Annotated in this window: 10 protein-coding genes; 6 read left to right on the top strand and 4 right to left on the bottom strand. The window is 38.7% G+C overall.

Annotated elements, in window-relative coordinates; all coding sequences use genetic code 11:
* Positions 1 to 20 precede the first annotated feature (20 nt).
* The 3 genes from HUV91_RS11240 to recD all read left to right on the top strand — a co-directional run bounded on the left by HUV91_RS11240 (position 21) and on the right by recD (position 9517).
* The gene (locus HUV91_RS11240) at positions 21 to 3809 is read left to right on the top strand and encodes an exodeoxyribonuclease V subunit gamma (protein ID WP_174493420.1); all 3789 of its coding nucleotides are present in this window, start codon (positions 21 to 23) and stop codon (positions 3807 to 3809) included.
* A gap of 59 nt (positions 3810 to 3868) precedes the next feature.
* Complete coding sequence (locus HUV91_RS11235; RefSeq protein ID WP_174493639.1) at positions 3869 to 7663, top strand: UvrD-helicase domain-containing protein; 3795 nt, start codon at positions 3869 to 3871, stop codon at positions 7661 to 7663.
* Positions 7664 to 7750: 87 nt separating this feature from the next.
* Positions 7751 to 9517 (top strand): exodeoxyribonuclease V subunit alpha, encoded by a 1767-nt coding sequence (gene recD / locus HUV91_RS11230; RefSeq protein ID WP_228721870.1) that lies wholly within the window; start codon positions 7751 to 7753, stop codon positions 9515 to 9517.
* A gap of 593 nt (positions 9518 to 10110) precedes the next feature.
* Here recD and HUV91_RS11225 read toward each other — a convergent pair.
* Positions 10111 to 11409 carry a serine hydrolase domain-containing protein gene (locus tag HUV91_RS11225; protein ID WP_174493418.1) on the bottom strand — a complete coding sequence of 433 codons (1299 nt, stop codon included), beginning with the start codon at positions 11407 to 11409 and terminating at the stop codon, positions 10111 to 10113.
* Positions 11410 to 11667: 258 nt separating this feature from the next.
* Here HUV91_RS11225 and rpsO point away from each other — a divergent pair, with 258 nt between their 5' ends.
* Positions 11668 to 11937, top strand: coding sequence for a 30S ribosomal protein S15 (gene rpsO / locus HUV91_RS11220; RefSeq protein ID WP_130074271.1), 270 nt, complete (start codon positions 11668 to 11670; stop codon positions 11935 to 11937).
* 270 nt (positions 11938 to 12207) lie between these two features.
* The gene (gene pnp, locus HUV91_RS11215; protein WP_174493638.1) at positions 12208 to 14295 is read left to right on the top strand and encodes a polyribonucleotide nucleotidyltransferase; all 2088 of its coding nucleotides are present in this window, start codon (positions 12208 to 12210) and stop codon (positions 14293 to 14295) included.
* Positions 14296 to 14361: 66 nt separating this feature from the next.
* Here the strand turns inward: pnp and HUV91_RS11210 are convergent, their stop codons facing one another.
* On the bottom strand, positions 14362 to 14580 hold the full coding sequence (locus HUV91_RS11210; protein WP_174493417.1) for a YdcH family protein: 219 nt from the start codon (positions 14578 to 14580) through the stop codon (positions 14362 to 14364).
* A 302-nt stretch (positions 14581 to 14882) separates the two neighbouring features.
* On the opposite strand from HUV91_RS11210, the gene HUV91_RS11205 reads away from it, so the two are divergent.
* Positions 14883 to 16106, top strand: a complete 1224-nt coding sequence (locus HUV91_RS11205; protein WP_174493416.1) for a magnesium transporter CorA family protein — start codon at positions 14883 to 14885, stop codon at positions 16104 to 16106.
* Between the two features lie 12 nt (positions 16107 to 16118).
* Here the strand turns inward: HUV91_RS11205 and HUV91_RS11200 are convergent, their stop codons facing one another.
* Both HUV91_RS11200 and HUV91_RS11195 read right to left on the bottom strand, forming a co-directional pair.
* Complete coding sequence (locus tag HUV91_RS11200; protein ID WP_174493415.1) at positions 16119 to 16382, bottom strand: YdcH family protein; 264 nt, start codon at positions 16380 to 16382, stop codon at positions 16119 to 16121.
* Positions 16383 to 16492: 110 nt separating this feature from the next.
* The gene (locus HUV91_RS11195) at positions 16493 to 16822 is read right to left on the bottom strand and encodes a chaperone modulator CbpM (protein WP_130074276.1); all 330 of its coding nucleotides are present in this window, start codon (positions 16820 to 16822) and stop codon (positions 16493 to 16495) included.
* Positions 16823 to 16835 lie beyond the last annotated feature (13 nt).

Here is a 16835-nt window from a genome sequence, read left to right as displayed (position 1 = left end):
AGCAAAATGGTTGAGGGATTATGGCAATTCATGTTATTCAAAGCCAATCAATAGAGGTCTTGGTTCAGGGGGTTTTAAAAAGCACCCATGTTGTCTCAAATGACCCTTTTTCTGTCCTAAAGCCACAACATTTTATTGTTCCTAGTCCTGCAATTGAAGAATGGCTGAGCCAAAAGATGGCAGAACAGCAAGGCATGAGTGCCAATACCATCTTTCATCAGCGTATTCGTGGCTTTCAGTGGTTTGCATACCAGCAAGTTTTGGAGGATAAAGATAAAGTCCGTAAAGCCAATATTCCCCGTTTGATTATGAAGTGGCGTATTTATCAAACCCTAAAAGGCTTTATTGTTGCCGAGGACAATACACTTGCAGAAGATCATCCATTATTTGGGATTATTCAACGGATTTATGATGCAGCTGCACAGCTGGACCATGGTTTGGAAAAACAACTGAAAAAACAAAGTATGTTGTATTGGACTGCAGAACAAGTCTCGAAATTGTTCATTAACTATATGCAATATCGAGGGGATTGTCAGCGAGGCTGCGGTGAGTTATGTCATTGTCCAAGCAATTGGTTAGGGCAATGGGGGCGTGGTCAGGAACTTGATTTAGAACAACAATTTTTTAAGACTCAGCAACAAGTTTCGGCTTTTACGTTAAATCAAGCCCAAGAGTTGGAACATTGGCAGCGCTGGTTGTGGCAACACACCTTTCATGAAGACTTTGTTGAAATGCAAGGGATTGATGCGGATTTTTGGCAAGTTATGGATGATCCCGCGAAACGACCACAAGCCCTGAAAAAATTACCTGACCAGTTGATTGTGTTTACCTTATTGGACTTACCACCCAGTCAGTTGCAGTTTTTAAGACGTTTGGGGCAATATGTGGATGTGGTGATTTTGCACTACAACCCCTCACAAGAATATTGGGCAGACAGTGTCGATCCGAATTGGAAAAAACAATACGATTTAAGGGTTAAAGAACGTTTTATTGCCAAATATCCCAAAGCCACAGATGCCGATATTCAAAAGTTTTTTGATGAATTTACGTTAAATTTTAATGCTGAAATTCGTGAGTCTCGTCATCCGTTGCTGACTCGTTTTGGTAAGCAAGCGCGTGACCATTTCTCGATTCTTTCCAATTTGTCTTCAGGTGAAGAAGGACAGTGGATTGATGCATTTGTCGATGAAGAACCGAAAAATTTACTGACCAAATTACAGTCCGATATTTTGTATTTGGTTGAACCTGAACCACATGCTTATCCGATTGCTAAAGAGGATGATTCGATTCAAATTCATGTTTGTCATTCGGCATTGCGTCAGTTGGAAGTATTGAAAGATCAGCTCATCCATTGGTTAGCGCAGGGCTCAGCGGACAACCCACATCGTCCAAGTGATATTTTGGTGCTAGCACCTGATTTAAAACAAATTGAACCACTGGTTCGTAGTATCTTTCCGCATATTCCCAATCAAGATAGTGTTTATTTACCTGTCAAAATTGCAGGGGTTACACAGCTTGATGCAGTCAATGCATGGCGAGCAGTGTTGGGGCGGATTCAGTTGGTGCAAGGGCGTTTCAGTGTTGAAGATTTCGCGGATTGGCTCAGTTTGAATGCCACTCAATTGCGTTATGGCTTGGACATTTCCAATACTGAACGTATGGTGGCGTTATTGATCAATGCAGGCTTTAAACGTGGTTTGGATGCAGTACATTTACAGCGTACTTTAAGTGCTGACGATACCGATTATCGCTTTAGTTTTAAATATGCGCTAGATCGTTTGGCATTGGGTGTTGCTATTCCTGAACATACCATTTTTTCTCATCCACAGGGCGATACATTAAGTTATGCGCAAGTATTGCCGAGTGATTTTGAACTGATTGCGACCTTGATCGAGATTTATCAGGATTTTGCCGCGCGCCGTGAGTGGATGATTGCACATGAAACGTCTACTTTATCTCAGCAAAAAATCCATGTTGAATCATGGTTAAAACGTTTGATGCAAGACATTGTTGAGTTTGAGCAATGTGGGGTTGAGGCTTTAAAATCGGTGCGTGAAATTGTCAAAAAACAAGAACGTATGCTGACTTTGGCAAATTATTATGATCAGCGTAATGCACCACAGCATGATGCGCAAGATATAGCAGTGCTGCGTAATATCGATCTACCTTTGCCTTATTTGTTGCATGAAATTCAAAATGTGTTGGAAGGACAATTTGATCAGGCTTTACCGACAGGACAGATTACTTTTAGCCAAATTGGGCAAATTCGACCATTACCTTATAAATTGATTGTGATGTTGAATTTGGATAGTGGCAAATTTCCAAATCGAAATACTCATTTACCTTTTGATTTAATGGAAATTTTAAAACCACAATTGGGTGATCGTTCACGTTTGGATGATGATCAAGGCGCATTTTTAGATGCTTTATTGCTTGCGCAAGAAAATCTGTGGTTATTTTACAATGGCTTTGACGTCAGTGATGGTGAAGTACGTGATCCATCGAGCGTATTACAAGAATTGATCAATCATATCGCATTGATTGCACAATCGCCTGATGATATGAGGCATGATCCATCTGACAAACCATCCCTTGAGCGTGCTGATCGGATGATTGAAAAAGAAGGTATTGAAATTCCTGAACAAATTCAGTCTTTATATCATGTACATCACTTACAACCGTTTGATCCAAGTGGTTTTACCTCTACAGATCAGTTACGTTATCAAGATCAATGGTTTGCAGTGGCACAAAAAATTCAGCAAACGGCAAATTTGTCACCGCGAGAAGCTTGGGTGAATACACCTTATCCTATGGTGCAAGAAAACATCACGGTGTTGGATGCAGCACAATGGATTCAGGATGTTACATTCCCTGCACGGTTATATCTGAAAACTTTGGGTGTGGAAAATCTACGCGCGGAAGATATCCCTGCATTAAATGAACCCTTGGTGCTTGATGGTTTGGCAAAATATCAAATTCGACATTTTCTACAAAAACAGAATGCAGTGCATGCAGACCATGCTGATTGTGAATCAAATTTAATGGCTGATATTGGATTATTACAAGATCAATTGCCGATTGGTAAAGTGCAATACAGTGCATGGCAAATGAGTTTGGTTGAACAGGAGCGTTTAAAAGAACGTTTGCATCTGTATGCAGCTGAAGTAACAGCGACTACGCAACGGCAATGGCGTCTTGAAAATAATGTGGTGATGAATATCACGGTGCCGAAACAACATGCTGGGCATTGGATCAGTTTGGATGCTGCAAGTGCACGGGGTACACGGCGTACCAAAGTATGGCTTGAATATTTGCTATGGCTGAGCTATTTAAATTTAGCAGGTGAACAAGCACAGGGTTTACAACGTATTGCAATATTTAGTGATGCCACCATTGTCAACACAGGCTTAACTTCGGCGCAAGCTAAGGCGCATTTATTGGCATGGTTTAAAGCCTATGTTTATGGTCAGGCTGAACCTTTGGTTTTACCTGCTGAATTATTGATGACGAAGAAAGCAAATAGCCAAGATTTATTGGTGATGAATGCAGAGAAGGAAGTGGAATGGACTCAGAATGAAGCAGGGCAATGGGTGTTGAATAGCATTGATGCTGTATTAAAAGAATGGAATAAAAGCGATGCGTTCCTGACGTATAGTTTGGATCGAACAGAGTCGAGTAAAAAACACAGAGACTGGCAGTTTATTTTACAGGAACAAGACGCAACAGCTTTGCTGCAACATGCTTGTGATCTGTTTGCCTACGACTTATATCAACCGATTTATCAACATCAAAAAGTTGCAGAGGAATAATCATGACTGAGCACACTTCTGCCAACACTGTTGTTCATCAGAGTTTTATAAAGACCAGTATGCTGAATAAAAAGATTTCGAATGAACCAATTGCAGATTTGCATTTTTCAGGTTTGCATTGGATTGAAGCATCGGCAGGGACAGGGAAAACCTATACCTTATCGAGTCTAATGGTGCGGATTTTTCTTGAAAAATATCTTCCTCGCCAAGTGATTGCGACGACATTTACCCGTAAAGCGGCAGCGGAGTTAAAGAGCCGTATTCGTGCACGTTTACAGGAAACGTATCGTTATTTTGACGCCTGTCGTGATTTGAGCGAACAAGAAATATTGCTTAAAGCACAACAGGAAAAAGATCCATTATTTGCCAAATTATTACTGACTTTTGCGACACAAGTTGCCTATGCTTGTGAGCGTTTGAAATTGGTTATTGATCAGTTAGATGAATTATTTGTGGGGACATTGGACAGTTTTAGTCAAAAGTTATTGCGTGAATTTGCCTTTGAAAGTGGCAAGATTGAACGGGCTGAAATTACCGATGATGCAAAAAGTTATAGTCATCAACTCATTCACGATGTGCTACGAGAATGGATTCAAGCACAACCACAAGAAGTGGTGGATTATTTAGTCGTCAATAAAAAGCTAAAATCTCAAGATGGCTACATTGATCTTGTCGATAAAACGCTTAATTTTACCAATGCAAAAATATTGCAATCTCAAGATGTTAATATTGATTTTAATGAGTTAAAACAAGCTGTTGCTGATTTGGTCGCAGTGGATTTGAGTACTATTTCGAAGCTTTCACCTTATTATGAGTTAGAGAGTATTTCAGCGGATAAGTTCCTTAAACCTTGGAGCGAGCCAGGTGTGATGAAGTCTTTATTGTTTAACGACTTGCCACTCTTGATCGAAAAACTCAAAGAAAACGGTTATGCGGTACTTTTTGATGAAAAATACAGTCAAACCCTCAGTCTTTTAGAAAAATTAACCCAAAAAACGTTAAGTACTGCAAAAACCAAAAAAATTCCACAGCAAGTGTATGATGATTTTAATTTTCATCCTGTCATTCGTGCATTCACTATTTTTTTTGAAATTTATCATGCGTTTAAAGGTGCTTTAACCAAAGTAGAAGAACAGTTAAATATCCATTTGGTTCAGGAAGTTAAAAAACGCTTACCACAAGTTTTACAACAAAAAGGTGAAACTACCTTTGCACAGCAAATTCGGACACTGGCTGAAGCGTTGCAAGGTGAGCAGGGACAACGTTTTGCGACTTTTGTACATGCACGTTATCCCTTAATTTTAGTGGATGAATTTCAAGACACCAACCAAGATCAGGATGATATGTTGGCACAAATTTGGCGCCATCCCAGTCGTGTCAAACAAGGCTGTATGATCATGGTCGGTGACCGTAAACAGGCTATTTATGGTTTCCGTGGTGGTGATATGTTGACGTTCTTAAAGGCACATCAAGATGTCTTTGGTAAAGACGGGCATGAATATAACCTGATTTATAACCATCGTTCGGTCAAACCCTTAGTTGAAACAGTAGATGCCTTATTTCAACGACAAATGGATTTTGGAGAACAGGTGATTTACCCACCTGTACAAGCGGGTAGTCGTCCGCATCCTGCACTTATGCAAGGTGAAAGTGAAAATTTACAGCCTTTACGCTGGCTACAATTGGAAAAGCCTGAACAAGAAGCAGAGCAAGTGGCTTGGAAGATTCGAGATTTACTCAATCAAAGTATTCAAGGGACATTATATTTTCAGGAAAAAGGACAACAACGCCCTTTAGATGAAAGCGATATTGCAATTTTAGCACCGAGCAAAAGTGACTTAGATGCAGCGCAAAACGCATTGCAGTTTTATGGCATTTTATGCAATAGAGAATCTAAACAGAGCGTATTTGACAGTCAAATCGCCCGTGATGTTGGGGCTGTATTGACAGCGATTATGCACCCTTATGACGAGGCGAAAGTAAAACGTGCTTTGCTGAGTCGTTTATTGGGTTTTCAATTGTCTGATTTGATTAAATTGGAACAACATGCTGATGGCTTGAGTCAATATATTGAACAGTTCGATTTAATTCGTGAAATGTGGCTGAATCAAGGCTTTTTAACAGCATGGCAATATACGCTGCATCAATTTTCCGTGTGGACGAAATTAGTCGCAACACGCAGCCGTGATAATGAACGTGTGGTGGTCAATTTACGTCATTTGACTGAGCTGCTGAGTCAACATAGTGAGGAATATCAAGGTGCACAAAATCTTTATCATTGGTATTTAAAACAACTGACTTCACCAATGGAGCGAGAATGGGAGTTAGAACGTAAATTGTCCAATGCAGCAGGGATCAGGTTGATGACCATTCATGCTTCTAAAGGTTTAGAGTTTAATGTGGTCTTTTTATTGGGTGCAGACAAAGCCCTCAATAGTGATAATTCTTTGATTTTTACCCATACTGAACAATTGAATCACGACAATCATCAAATTGAAAAACATCGAGTCATTTCTTTAAATACCGAAGATAAAGATGACAAAAGCTTAGCAAAACAACATCATAAAGAGCGCGCTTTAGCTGAACATCACCGTTTATGGTATGTCGCACTGACGCGGGCAAGTCACCGTGTCTATGCCGTGATGCGTAATGATCTTGATCAATATGATAAAAAGGGCAAATTAAAAACCAAATCGACCACAGGACTTGCGTTTTGGCGTGGGCATCCTGCTGCAGCTTTTGAACATTGCGGCAGTGTTGTTGAACCCTTACTGACAGAATGTCCACCACGTTTAAAAAAGATCGAAACAGAGATTCAGCCTGTCATTGTTGCCCAAGCTTTTCCAAGTCAACGTTTTTATCCACGAGGAAAAACCAGTTTCAGTGCTTTGGCTCAGCATTCAGTACGACAAAAAGCGCAGGATCATTTGGCAGTGTTTGAACATGGGCAAGACCGTGCTGCGGATGAAGTACAATCTGAAAAAGCAAATTTTGGATGGCAAAACAATCCAGCCAATCCATCACAGCCAGTGCAACCCATTGCATGGATCAAAGCTAATTTTCCCAAAGGTACAGTCGCAGGGAATTTCTTACATGAAATTTTTGAGCATATCGATTTTCAGAACCGACAATTTTGGCATTTAGAAATTCACCGCCGTTTTAAAAATGACTATGCAGGATTATGGGCGGAGCTGATTGAAAAATATCAACAGGCATTTCCGAGTGAAGCGTTGCAACAGCAGCATGAAGATACCCTCATTCAATGGGTTATGGCATGGTTACAGGATGTTTTGAATACGCCCCTATTGGATCATTTTTGTTTAGGACAATTGCAAGCACATGAACATTTAGCGGAGTTTCCATTTTATTTGGCACTGTCAGATCGGGTCTTGGCCATTCAACGTATTTATGACTTATTTGATGAATATAAAGATACCCAAAAGATTCAAATGCCTGAATTTAATCGTGCAAATTCAGCACGATATTTGAATGGTTCAATCGACCTTGTATTTTTTGATGGTCAGCGTTATCACATTGCCGATTATAAAAGTAATTTTTTAGGTACAGACCAACAGCACTATAACGCTGATGCTATTCAAAATAGTATGAGTTCCGCAAGTTATTGGTTACAAGCGGCATTGTATCTGGTGGCCTTACATCGTTACTTAAGCATTAAACTTGAGCATTATCAGATTGATCAACATTTAGGTGGCGCAAGTTATTTATACCTACGTGGCATGAATGGTGAAGTTGGGCAAGGGTACTATTATTGGCGACCTGATTCAGAATTTATTCTTAGGCTTGACGCGATATTGGGTTATTTTGCTGAGGATAAACTTGGCAATATTGCATGAATATTTAGATGAATTTCTGTATAAACAATGAACTATGTTGTGGATAAATTTGTTGAAAACTCTGTAGATAACTCTGAGGATAACTGTGTGGAAAATAGTCAAAATTTAGAAAATGAATTACCTCAATGGGTTAGCAACTGGACAAATTATCTGTTACAACAGTATTTAAATAATGAGAAATTACATGAAGATTCATTTAAAATCATCAGTGAAATCTTAATGACTTCTTTACAAGGAGACAGTTGTCTAAAACGCGAGAGGCAAAATGTAGACAACCTCACACCACTATTTATAGATGAAAATAAAATTCATGATAAAAATCAGCAACAACAGCATGTTGCACCTTTTGTATTTGATGATGAATATTTGTATTTGTACCGTTATTGGCAACTTGAAAAGCGTTTAGCGCAGCAAGTGATTCGCTTAAAACAGCAACATATTGAGCAGATTTCAACGCAAGATTTTGATCATTTATTGAGTGATTTACATCAAAAAAATGCGTTAAATATGGTTTCGCAAAATGCATTTAATATTATTACGGGTGGTCCTGGGACAGGTAAAACTTACACACTGGCACGTATTATTGCTGTTTTACATCAGGCCTTGCCCAATATTCGCATTGCAATGGCAGCCCCTACAGGAAAAGCAGCACAACGTATGGGCGAAGCCTTACAAAAATCTTTGAGTGATCCAAAACTACAAGGGTTTGGGTTGAGTTTAGACGTGTTTAAGCCTGTCACCATTCATCGATTATTGGGGTTGGGCAATCAACATATGCCACGTTTTCATTTAACGCAGCCTTTACCTTATGATGTGATTGTGGTTGATGAAGCATCTATGTTGGATTTAAATCTCGCAACAATGCTCTTTGAAGCCGTACCTGAAAATTGTCGTTTGATTTTATTGGGAGATGCTAATCAATTAGCTTCTGTCGATGTTGGCTCAGTCTTGGCGGATTTACAACGTGTTCCGATGTTACAAGACAATCGGGTAAATTTAGTGACCACACACCGTTTTAAACAAGATGCAGCCATTGGAAAATTTGCGCATTTTATTCAACAAAGTCACCTTGTAGAACACTCTCAATCACAACTTTTACAAGATTTTGAGCAGCATATTGTGACTCAAAAGCCGATACAAAAAATTGAACTCAGTGCACAGATGCGTGATGTGGTGCAATTGGAATACTTACCTGAACAGATTTCCCATGATTTATATATGGCGTATTACCAAAAGTTAGCACTTGGTTTTCAAGATTATTTTAATAGTTTAAAGGCATATTTAGAGGATATTGAATCACCTCAACAAATAGAAAAAGTAATTCAAGCTTTTGATCAGTATCGTATTTTAACTGCAGTTCGCCATGGTGGTCTTGGTTTGAAAGCCATTAATGCTGAAATGGAAAATACCTTATTGTCTGCCATTCCACAGATTTATAGACAAGGGGACTGGTATGTAGGTCGACCTGTGATGATGGATTACAATGATTATCAATTGGGCTTATCTAATGGTGATATTGGGATCTGCTTTAAACATCGTCAGGACCTGGAGCAGTTTGAAGTGTATTTTCCAAGTCTAGATAAATGGATTGTCGCTTCACGTTTACCAAAATCAATTCAAACAGCATTTGCTTTAACCATTCATAAATCACAAGGTTCTGAGTTTCAGCATACGATGGTCATTTTGGATGCCGCAGCACAAAAAACGTTAAGTCAAGAATTGCTTTATACCGCCATTACCCGTGCAAAATCAGTAGTGAGCTTATTAGTCGAGGCAGGTGCTTTTCATCAAGCATTAACTGTAGCAACACAAAGACAGAGTGGGTTGATTAAAAAAATTAAAAATTTATATTAATTATTAATCTTAATTAAATAATGTTGGTTTTGTAAGAAATTGCTTACACTAATTCAAGAGATTGACGCATAGAGCTAGATCAAAGTTTTTGAGATGATGGTTACATAAAGAAGCTTGGTAAGGAACACTAAGCAAAATTGCACAATAACAATAATTTAAAGTCGAGAGACTGCGAACTTACATGATGTAAGTATAAAAGAGGAAACTTACAGCCGCTAAGCCTTGTAGTTTTGGGAGAGACTACAGGGCTTTTTTATATCTTCTGTATTTACAATAATGTTATAAAACATACACAATGTACGTTATATCTTACAAAAATATAAGATAAATGCGACTTTCATCATATTTTTGATTGTGGCATTATATGTACATAAGGAAATATATAAACAAAAGGACTCACTATATAGTTATAAGTGAAATGAGATCACTATAAAAATAAATAAAAAAACAAGAAAGACAAAATAAGAAACTACAGCGCAAAAAAAGCCCTTAGAGTAATCTAAGGGCTTTTTCTTAATTGAAGTTTAAATCATTTAGATGTAATGAATAAGCTCTCATATTTTTTCAATAAAATATTCACATGAATTTGTACTTTAGACCTGATCCGTTTCTGTTGCATCTGTCCCAAACAAACCACGGCGTTGTTCTTTGCGAATTTTTGGGCATTGTGTAGAAACTTGAAACAGTACATTAGCAAGCGCCGCCAAATGAGTACCCACCACAGATTTGCCAGTATTTAAAATACTGACACTAATGTCACGTTCAGGGTCTGCCCAGCATAAGATATTTGAAAAACCGAGGTGTCCAAATGCTTGTCCAGTATGTGGCCCAAAAATTCCCACAGGATTACTGCCTAGCATAGGACCGAGTGCATAGCGCATGGGAGCTAAAATCGTACGATCAATGGTTGTCGTGGATGTCGGTAGCGTGGCACGGAAAACTGTGCGTGGGCTCATGATCTGTTTACCACGATATTGTCCGCCATTGAGTAGCATTTCAAAAAAACGATTGGCTTGCTCGGCATTGGTATAAATATTGCCAGCAGGACAAACAGTGTCCATAAAACGATGATCATTGGTGACATTCACCGCTAATTCTAAACCGCCACCTAAAACATGATTCAAATATAAGTCAGTTCCAAATTTTGGATGGATACCTGTTGCACTATTGAGGGCAACTTGATCACGAAATTCTGGTTTTAAGCCATAATTGAAAAAGGGCATATCCATCGGTTTTTCAATTTTCTCATGTAAAAATTGTCGAATATCTTGTCCTGTTACTCGTTCAATCAGCTCACCTAAAATATAGCCAGCGGTCACGGCATGATAAGCAAGGTGTGCACCTGCTGGTGAAATCGGTTTCGATGCATAGAGCTGTTGTAAAATTTTTTCTTTATCAAAGAGTAACTCAGGAGTGACCTCGGCTTCTACTCGAGGAATACCACCACGATGTGATAATAAGTGAAAAATAGTGGCACGGCGTTTGCCATTTTGAGCGTATTCGGGAATATAGTAACTAATCGGATCAAGTAAATTGATTTCACCTGTTTCATCTAACATATGAATCAACATTGCTGTGATCATTTTCGATGCTGAAAATAGGCAGATTGGTGTGTCTGGTGTGGCAATGATGGCATTTTCAGCCAAACCTTGAGCTGTGCTGCCTTGTGCGTAACCAATGCTGCGATTGAGCATGACTTGTCCATTACGTCGAAGGCATATACTGATCAAGGGGTGATTACCTGTTTTATAAAGGGATTCAATACTTGACCAAATTTTATCGACTTGCTTTTCGGTCATACCACCGAGTTCGGCTGAGACCTCATATTTGGACTGTATAATTTGGCCTAAATCTTTGGGTACATAACAGGTGTTGGTTGAAAATGTTTTCACGACTGGATCCATTTTATTTTTCTAACGTTTAGTCTGCCTTTGTGTGCCATTATTGTCAGTGTCCGAACTGCCTTAACCTTGTCATAAATGTGCAAAGAGAACGTGATAAAACTGAAATATCCTGACGATAATTTTGCAATCTCAGGGCAGTTCCTTTAAAATAGTCGACTGCTGTAGTGATGCACGGCAGTCAAATTTAATTTTTAATATTAAATTGATTTTTATCAAATACTTATTTAAGCATCTCGGAGAAATCGAATGGCTTTAACAAACGCAGATCGCGCAGAAATCATTGCAAAATTCGCTCGTGCAGAAAATGACACTGGTTCACCTGAAGTACAAGTTGCTTTATTGACTGCTCAAATCAATGATTTACAAGGTCACTTCAAAGATCACAAACACGATCATCACAGCCGTCGTGGTTTGATCCGTATGGTTAACCAACGTCGTAAACTTCTTGACTACCTTAAAGGTAAAGATACTACACGTTACAGCGATTTGATTGCTGCTTTAGGTTTACGTCGTTAATTCGATTTAAACTTTTATTTTCGGATTATTGCATGAGCAATGCTGTATTGCTGAAAACTAAAGTCTGTCTAGCTTTGGCTAGATAATGGAAGGGGCGAATATTCGCTCCTTCTTCGTGTCTAAAACGTAAGTTTTATAAAATGATTGTCTAGTGAGGTCGGCTTCTAAGCTTTGTCATTTGCCAGCTGTTGAGGTGGTGTGAATGCCAAACCTTAGGGGTCTCCACTAGAATAACTGTTCAAAAGAACCAGGAAACAAAAATACATGTCAATGTTTAATATCGTTCGTAAAGAATTTCAATATGGTCAGTACAATGTTGTACTAGAAACGGGTCGTGTTGCGCGTCAAGCAAATACTGTTGTCATTACTATGGGGGGCGTAACCGTTTTAGTTGCTGTTGTTGCTCAACCGACTGCAAAAGCAGGTCAAGACTTCTTCCCACTTACAGTAAACTACCAAGAAAAACAATATGCTGCGGGTCGTATCCCGGGCGGTTATGGTAAGCGTGAAGGTCGTGCTTCAGAAGCTGAAACTTTAATCTCTCGTTTGATTGACCGTCCAATTCGTCCATTGTTTCCAGAAGGTTACTATAACGAAATTCAAGTGACTGCAACTGTAGTGTCTTCTGACAAATCTATGGAAGCTGACATTGCTGCAATGTTAGGTACTTCTGCTGCACTTGCCATTGCAGGTACTCCTTTCCGTGGTCCAATCGGTGCGGCACGTGTTGGTTTAATCAACGGTGAATATGTTCTTAACCCGAACTTTGAACAACAAGCTCAATCGGATTTAGATTTAGTTGTTGCAGGTACAGAATCTGCAGTATTGATGGTTGAATCTGAAGCGAAAGAACTTTCAGAAGACCAAATGCTTGGCGCAGTACTTTTCGGTCATGACGAAATGCAAATCGCGATTCAAGCGATTAAAGAATTTGCTGCAGCAGCTGGCGCGAAAGAATCTGACTGGGTTGCTCCAGCGAAAAACGAAGAACTTCGTGCAAAATTAAAAGAAGCATTTGAAGCGAAAATCTCAGAAGCCTACACCATTGCAGTGAAACAAGACCGTTATGCTGCACTTGATGCGCTTCATGCTGAAGCAGTAGCTCAGTTCGTTCCAGAAGGTGACGAAACTGGTATTGCAGATGAATTAAACGAATTATTCGAAGATCTTAAATACCGTACAGTACGTGACAATATCTTGTCAGGTAAGCCACGTATCGATGGTCGTGACACGAAAACTGTTCGTGCACTTGACGTACAAGTTGGCGTGTTAGATCGTGCACACGGTTCTGCATTGTTCACTCGTGGTGAAACTCAAGCATTAGTGACAACGACATTAGGTAATACACGTGATGCGTTGATGGTCGATACCCTTGCAGGTACGAAAACTGATAACTTCATGCTTCACTATAACTTCCCTGCATACTCTGTAGGTGAAACAGGTCGTGAGTCAGGTCCTAAGCGTCGTGAAATTGGTCATGGCCGTCTAGCACGTCGTGGCGTTCAAGCTGTTCTTCCAGCAGCTGATCGCTTCCCGTACGTGATTCGTATCGTGTCTGACATCACTGAATCTAACGGTTCATCTTCAATGGCTTCTGTATGTGGTGCTTCTCTATCACTTATGGATGCAGGTGTTCCATTGAAAGCACCGGTTGCAGGTATCGCAATGGGTCTAGTGAAAGAAGGCGAACGTTTCGCAGTTCTTTCTGACATCTTAGGTGATGAAGACCACCTTGGTGACATGGACTTTAAAGTGGCAGGTTCTGCAAACGGTATTACTGCACTTCAAATGGATATCAAGATCGAAGGTATTACTGAAGAGATCATGGAAGTTGCATTGAATCAAGCGTATGCAGGTCGTATGCACATCCTCAATGCAATGAACCAAGTGATTTCACGTGCGCGTCCTGAAATTTCAATGTTTGCTCCAACATTCCAAGTAATCAACATCAATCCTGATAAGATCCGTGATGTGATCGGTAAAGGTGGTGCGACCATTCGTCAAATCACTGAAGAAACGAAAGCTGCAATCGATATCGAAGATAACGGTACAGTACGTGTATTTGGTGAATCTAAAGCTGCTGCACAAGCTGCGATTGCTAAGATCCAAGCACTGACTGCTGAAGTTGAACCAGGTACAATTTATACAGGTAAAGTGATTCGTATCGTTGAATTCGGTGCGTTCGTGAATATCCTTCCAGGTACTGACGGTTTACTTCACATTTCTCAAATTTCAAATGAACGTGTCGCTAATGTGTCAGATGTTCTTGCTGAAGGTCAAGAAATCAAAGTACAAGTTGCTGATGTAGACAATCGTGGTCGTATCAAATTAACAATGAAAGACATTGCACAAGCTTAATGTGTAAGTTGAATAAAAAGTCCGCTTGATGCGGACTTTTTATTTTTTAAAATTTATCTCAAAAAATTAATTTTGATCTGCTTTTTGTAAAATTTCATATAATTCCTCTTTAAGTTTGAGTTTCTTTCTTTTTAAAACATCAATCGTATCAATTCCTTGAGTGATAGGATCTTGTTCTAAGCGAATGATTTCATGATCTAACTTATTATGCTCATCAAAAATTCTAGAGAAATGGGCATCATCTTGCTTAAGTTGACTAATTAAATTGCGGTATTCTGGAAACATATATCGTCCTCTTAGGTTTAAAAATATTGTTCTGTTTTTGATTGTGCCTGACGCGTATGGACTGAATGTTGGAGTGGGTTTCAGATTTCCTTTATCCCATAAATATATTATGGGATTATGGCGGATTCGTCTAGATTTTTAAGGTATCTGTATTTTTAACCTTTATAACATGCACTATTGCTCTACAAAAAATCATGGATTCAGCATAAAGTCAGTGTTTAATTTACAGTAAGATATGCGAATTAATTTTCTAAAAATAGCGCCAATTTTTGTCAATAAAATTGTGTTTGAGAATATGATTTATGCAAACTTTTTATTTTTTTCAACCTTTAGAACAAAGCTATATTTGTATTCAAAATCAGCCTGTCTCTTTGGCAGAGCAACAATTTATTTGGATTGATTGTACGCGTGAAGATGTGGTGAATCGCAGTGAGGATTGGCAAAAAGAGATTTTTGAATTAACAGGGATTCATTTAAATGAATATCATATTCGTGACATTTTAAATCTTGAGCATCCATGTGCTTTTGATGCTATGGAAGATTATGATTTATTGATTTTTCGTAAACTTATTACGCCAGATGACCATATTTTGAGTGGGGAAGCCGCGGTTGAACAGCATGAAAGTGTATTTGGATTAACATCTTCTCCGATCAGTTTTGTCATTACACCGCATGTGTTGGTCAGTATTCATGAAAAGGGTAACTATGCTTTTGAAAGTTATTTAAACCGTATTATGAATATTATGACTAAAGATTTTGAGGAACAAAATAAACCTAGAAAACTACCTGCGACGCCTTTAGATTTAGCATTGCGTTTACTCAATAGTATGATTGATGGCTATTTAGATTTAAGAAAGCCACTGACGCGACGGGTTGAGTATTGGCAACAAGATTTGTTACAGGGTAATCGACGTTTTTCTAAATGGCATCAGCTTTTTCAAGAAATGATGGTTTTTCAACAGATTGAAAATTTATGTGAAGAACAAATGGATGCTTTACAGGAGTTACGCGATGAGATCGTGGATAATTATTCCCATTTTAAAGGCAAGAAAAAATCAGATAAACAAGATTTAATGTTAGTACGCGTTGATGATTTAAGTAGCCATGTAGAGCGAATTCAAAAATATACATCACGTTTAAGCAGTGCAATACAAGCAGCAATTAATTTACATTTTTCAGCGATATCCAACCAAACCAATGAAAATATGCGTATTTTGGCGATTATTACCGCTGTTTTTGCACCATTAACATTGCTGACAGGGGTGTATGGAATGAACTTTGAGTTTATTCCAGGCTTAAAAAGTCCGATCGGTTTTTGGTTGATGCTTTCTGCCATGTTGATTTGTACTGTTGCATTGCTAGTTTATTTTTATCGTAGACATTTGGTGGGACGTGGTGAAAGAAGTGTGATTGACATGTTGGCGCAACAACATAAAAATCAACACGTCAATCTGTTATGGTTTTTGGACTATGAGCCGATTAAACAAACCATGAAAGAAGTTGAAAAAATCACGAAACTGAAATAAGCCACGATAAGATTATTTAGGTGTCACTACAGATGCTTTTTGTAAAAGTAGATAGAGTTCATCTTTAATTTTAAGCTTTTTACGCTTTAGAACTTCGATATCATCATGTACATGATTAATTGGGTCGAGCTCTAGATGCGTGATGGTTCTGTCTAATTCATCATGCTCTTCAAAGAGCTTGGCAAATCGTGGATTCTCATCTTTAAGCGTATTTACAAGTTCACTGTGTTCAGGAAACATGTGTTTGATTTTCTTATTCATAATTTTGGAATTCATCGGTGCAAATAACCTCTTAATACCAGTTTTGATTTGATAAGAAGACTATGATGACAGGTTAAATCTTCACCTGTCATCCTTATTTAACAATTTGAAATGAATTAATCCAATTAATGGTGAACATGTTTGACTTGCTTGCGTAATTGTTGAACTTCATCAATTAAATCCATCATCATTGCAACAGCTGAGAAGCTCGCTTCAAAATCACGTTGAAGTCGGTATGCACGGCGTGCACGAGTGACATCTTCACCAAAAAATTGATGAATGCGGTCTTGTGGTCTTGCTGGTAAAATATCATATTCAAGAAGTTGCAGTACCCATTCAGGGCTTTGACCGCATGCTTGAGCAAAGTGAGTTAAATCAAAACACAATCGTTCATCAACGATCTCAACGTCTTGACAGCCATTACAGATAATTTCCCGATAATGTATAGTAGTCATGAATGTGCTCCTT

The organism is Acinetobacter sp. Marseille-Q1623 (genome assembly GCF_902809895.1).
Classification (GTDB): Bacteria; Pseudomonadota; Gammaproteobacteria; order Pseudomonadales; family Moraxellaceae; genus Acinetobacter; species Acinetobacter piscicola_A.
Note: the sequence above shows the minus strand (reverse complement) of the source record. Positions and strands in the feature narration are given on the sequence as shown.

What these genes read in the sequence shown, in the direction of transcription:
- HUV91_RS11240 (WP_174493420.1), top strand. Translation starts at nt 21, where the DNA reads ATGGCAATTCATGTTATTCAAAGCCAATCAATAGAGGTCTTGGTTCAG.
- HUV91_RS11235 (WP_174493639.1), top strand. Translation starts at nt 3,869, where the DNA reads ATGCTGAATAAAAAGATTTCGAATGAACCAATTGCAGATTTGCATTTT.
- rpsO (WP_130074271.1), top strand. Translation starts at nt 11,668, where the DNA reads ATGGCTTTAACAAACGCAGATCGCGCAGAAATCATTGCAAAATTCGCT.
- pnp (WP_174493638.1), top strand. Translation starts at nt 12,208, where the DNA reads ATGTTTAATATCGTTCGTAAAGAATTTCAATATGGTCAGTACAATGTT.
- HUV91_RS11210 (WP_174493417.1), bottom strand. Translation starts at nt 14,580, where the DNA reads ATGTTTCCAGAATACCGCAATTTAATTAGTCAACTTAAGCAAGATGAT.
- HUV91_RS11205 (WP_174493416.1), top strand. Translation starts at nt 14,883, where the DNA reads ATGCAAACTTTTTATTTTTTTCAACCTTTAGAACAAAGCTATATTTGT.
- HUV91_RS11200 (WP_174493415.1), bottom strand. Translation starts at nt 16,382, where the DNA reads ATGAATTCCAAAATTATGAATAAGAAAATCAAACACATGTTTCCTGAA.
- HUV91_RS11195 (WP_130074276.1), bottom strand. Translation starts at nt 16,822, where the DNA reads ATGACTACTATACATTATCGGGAAATTATCTGTAATGGCTGTCAAGAC.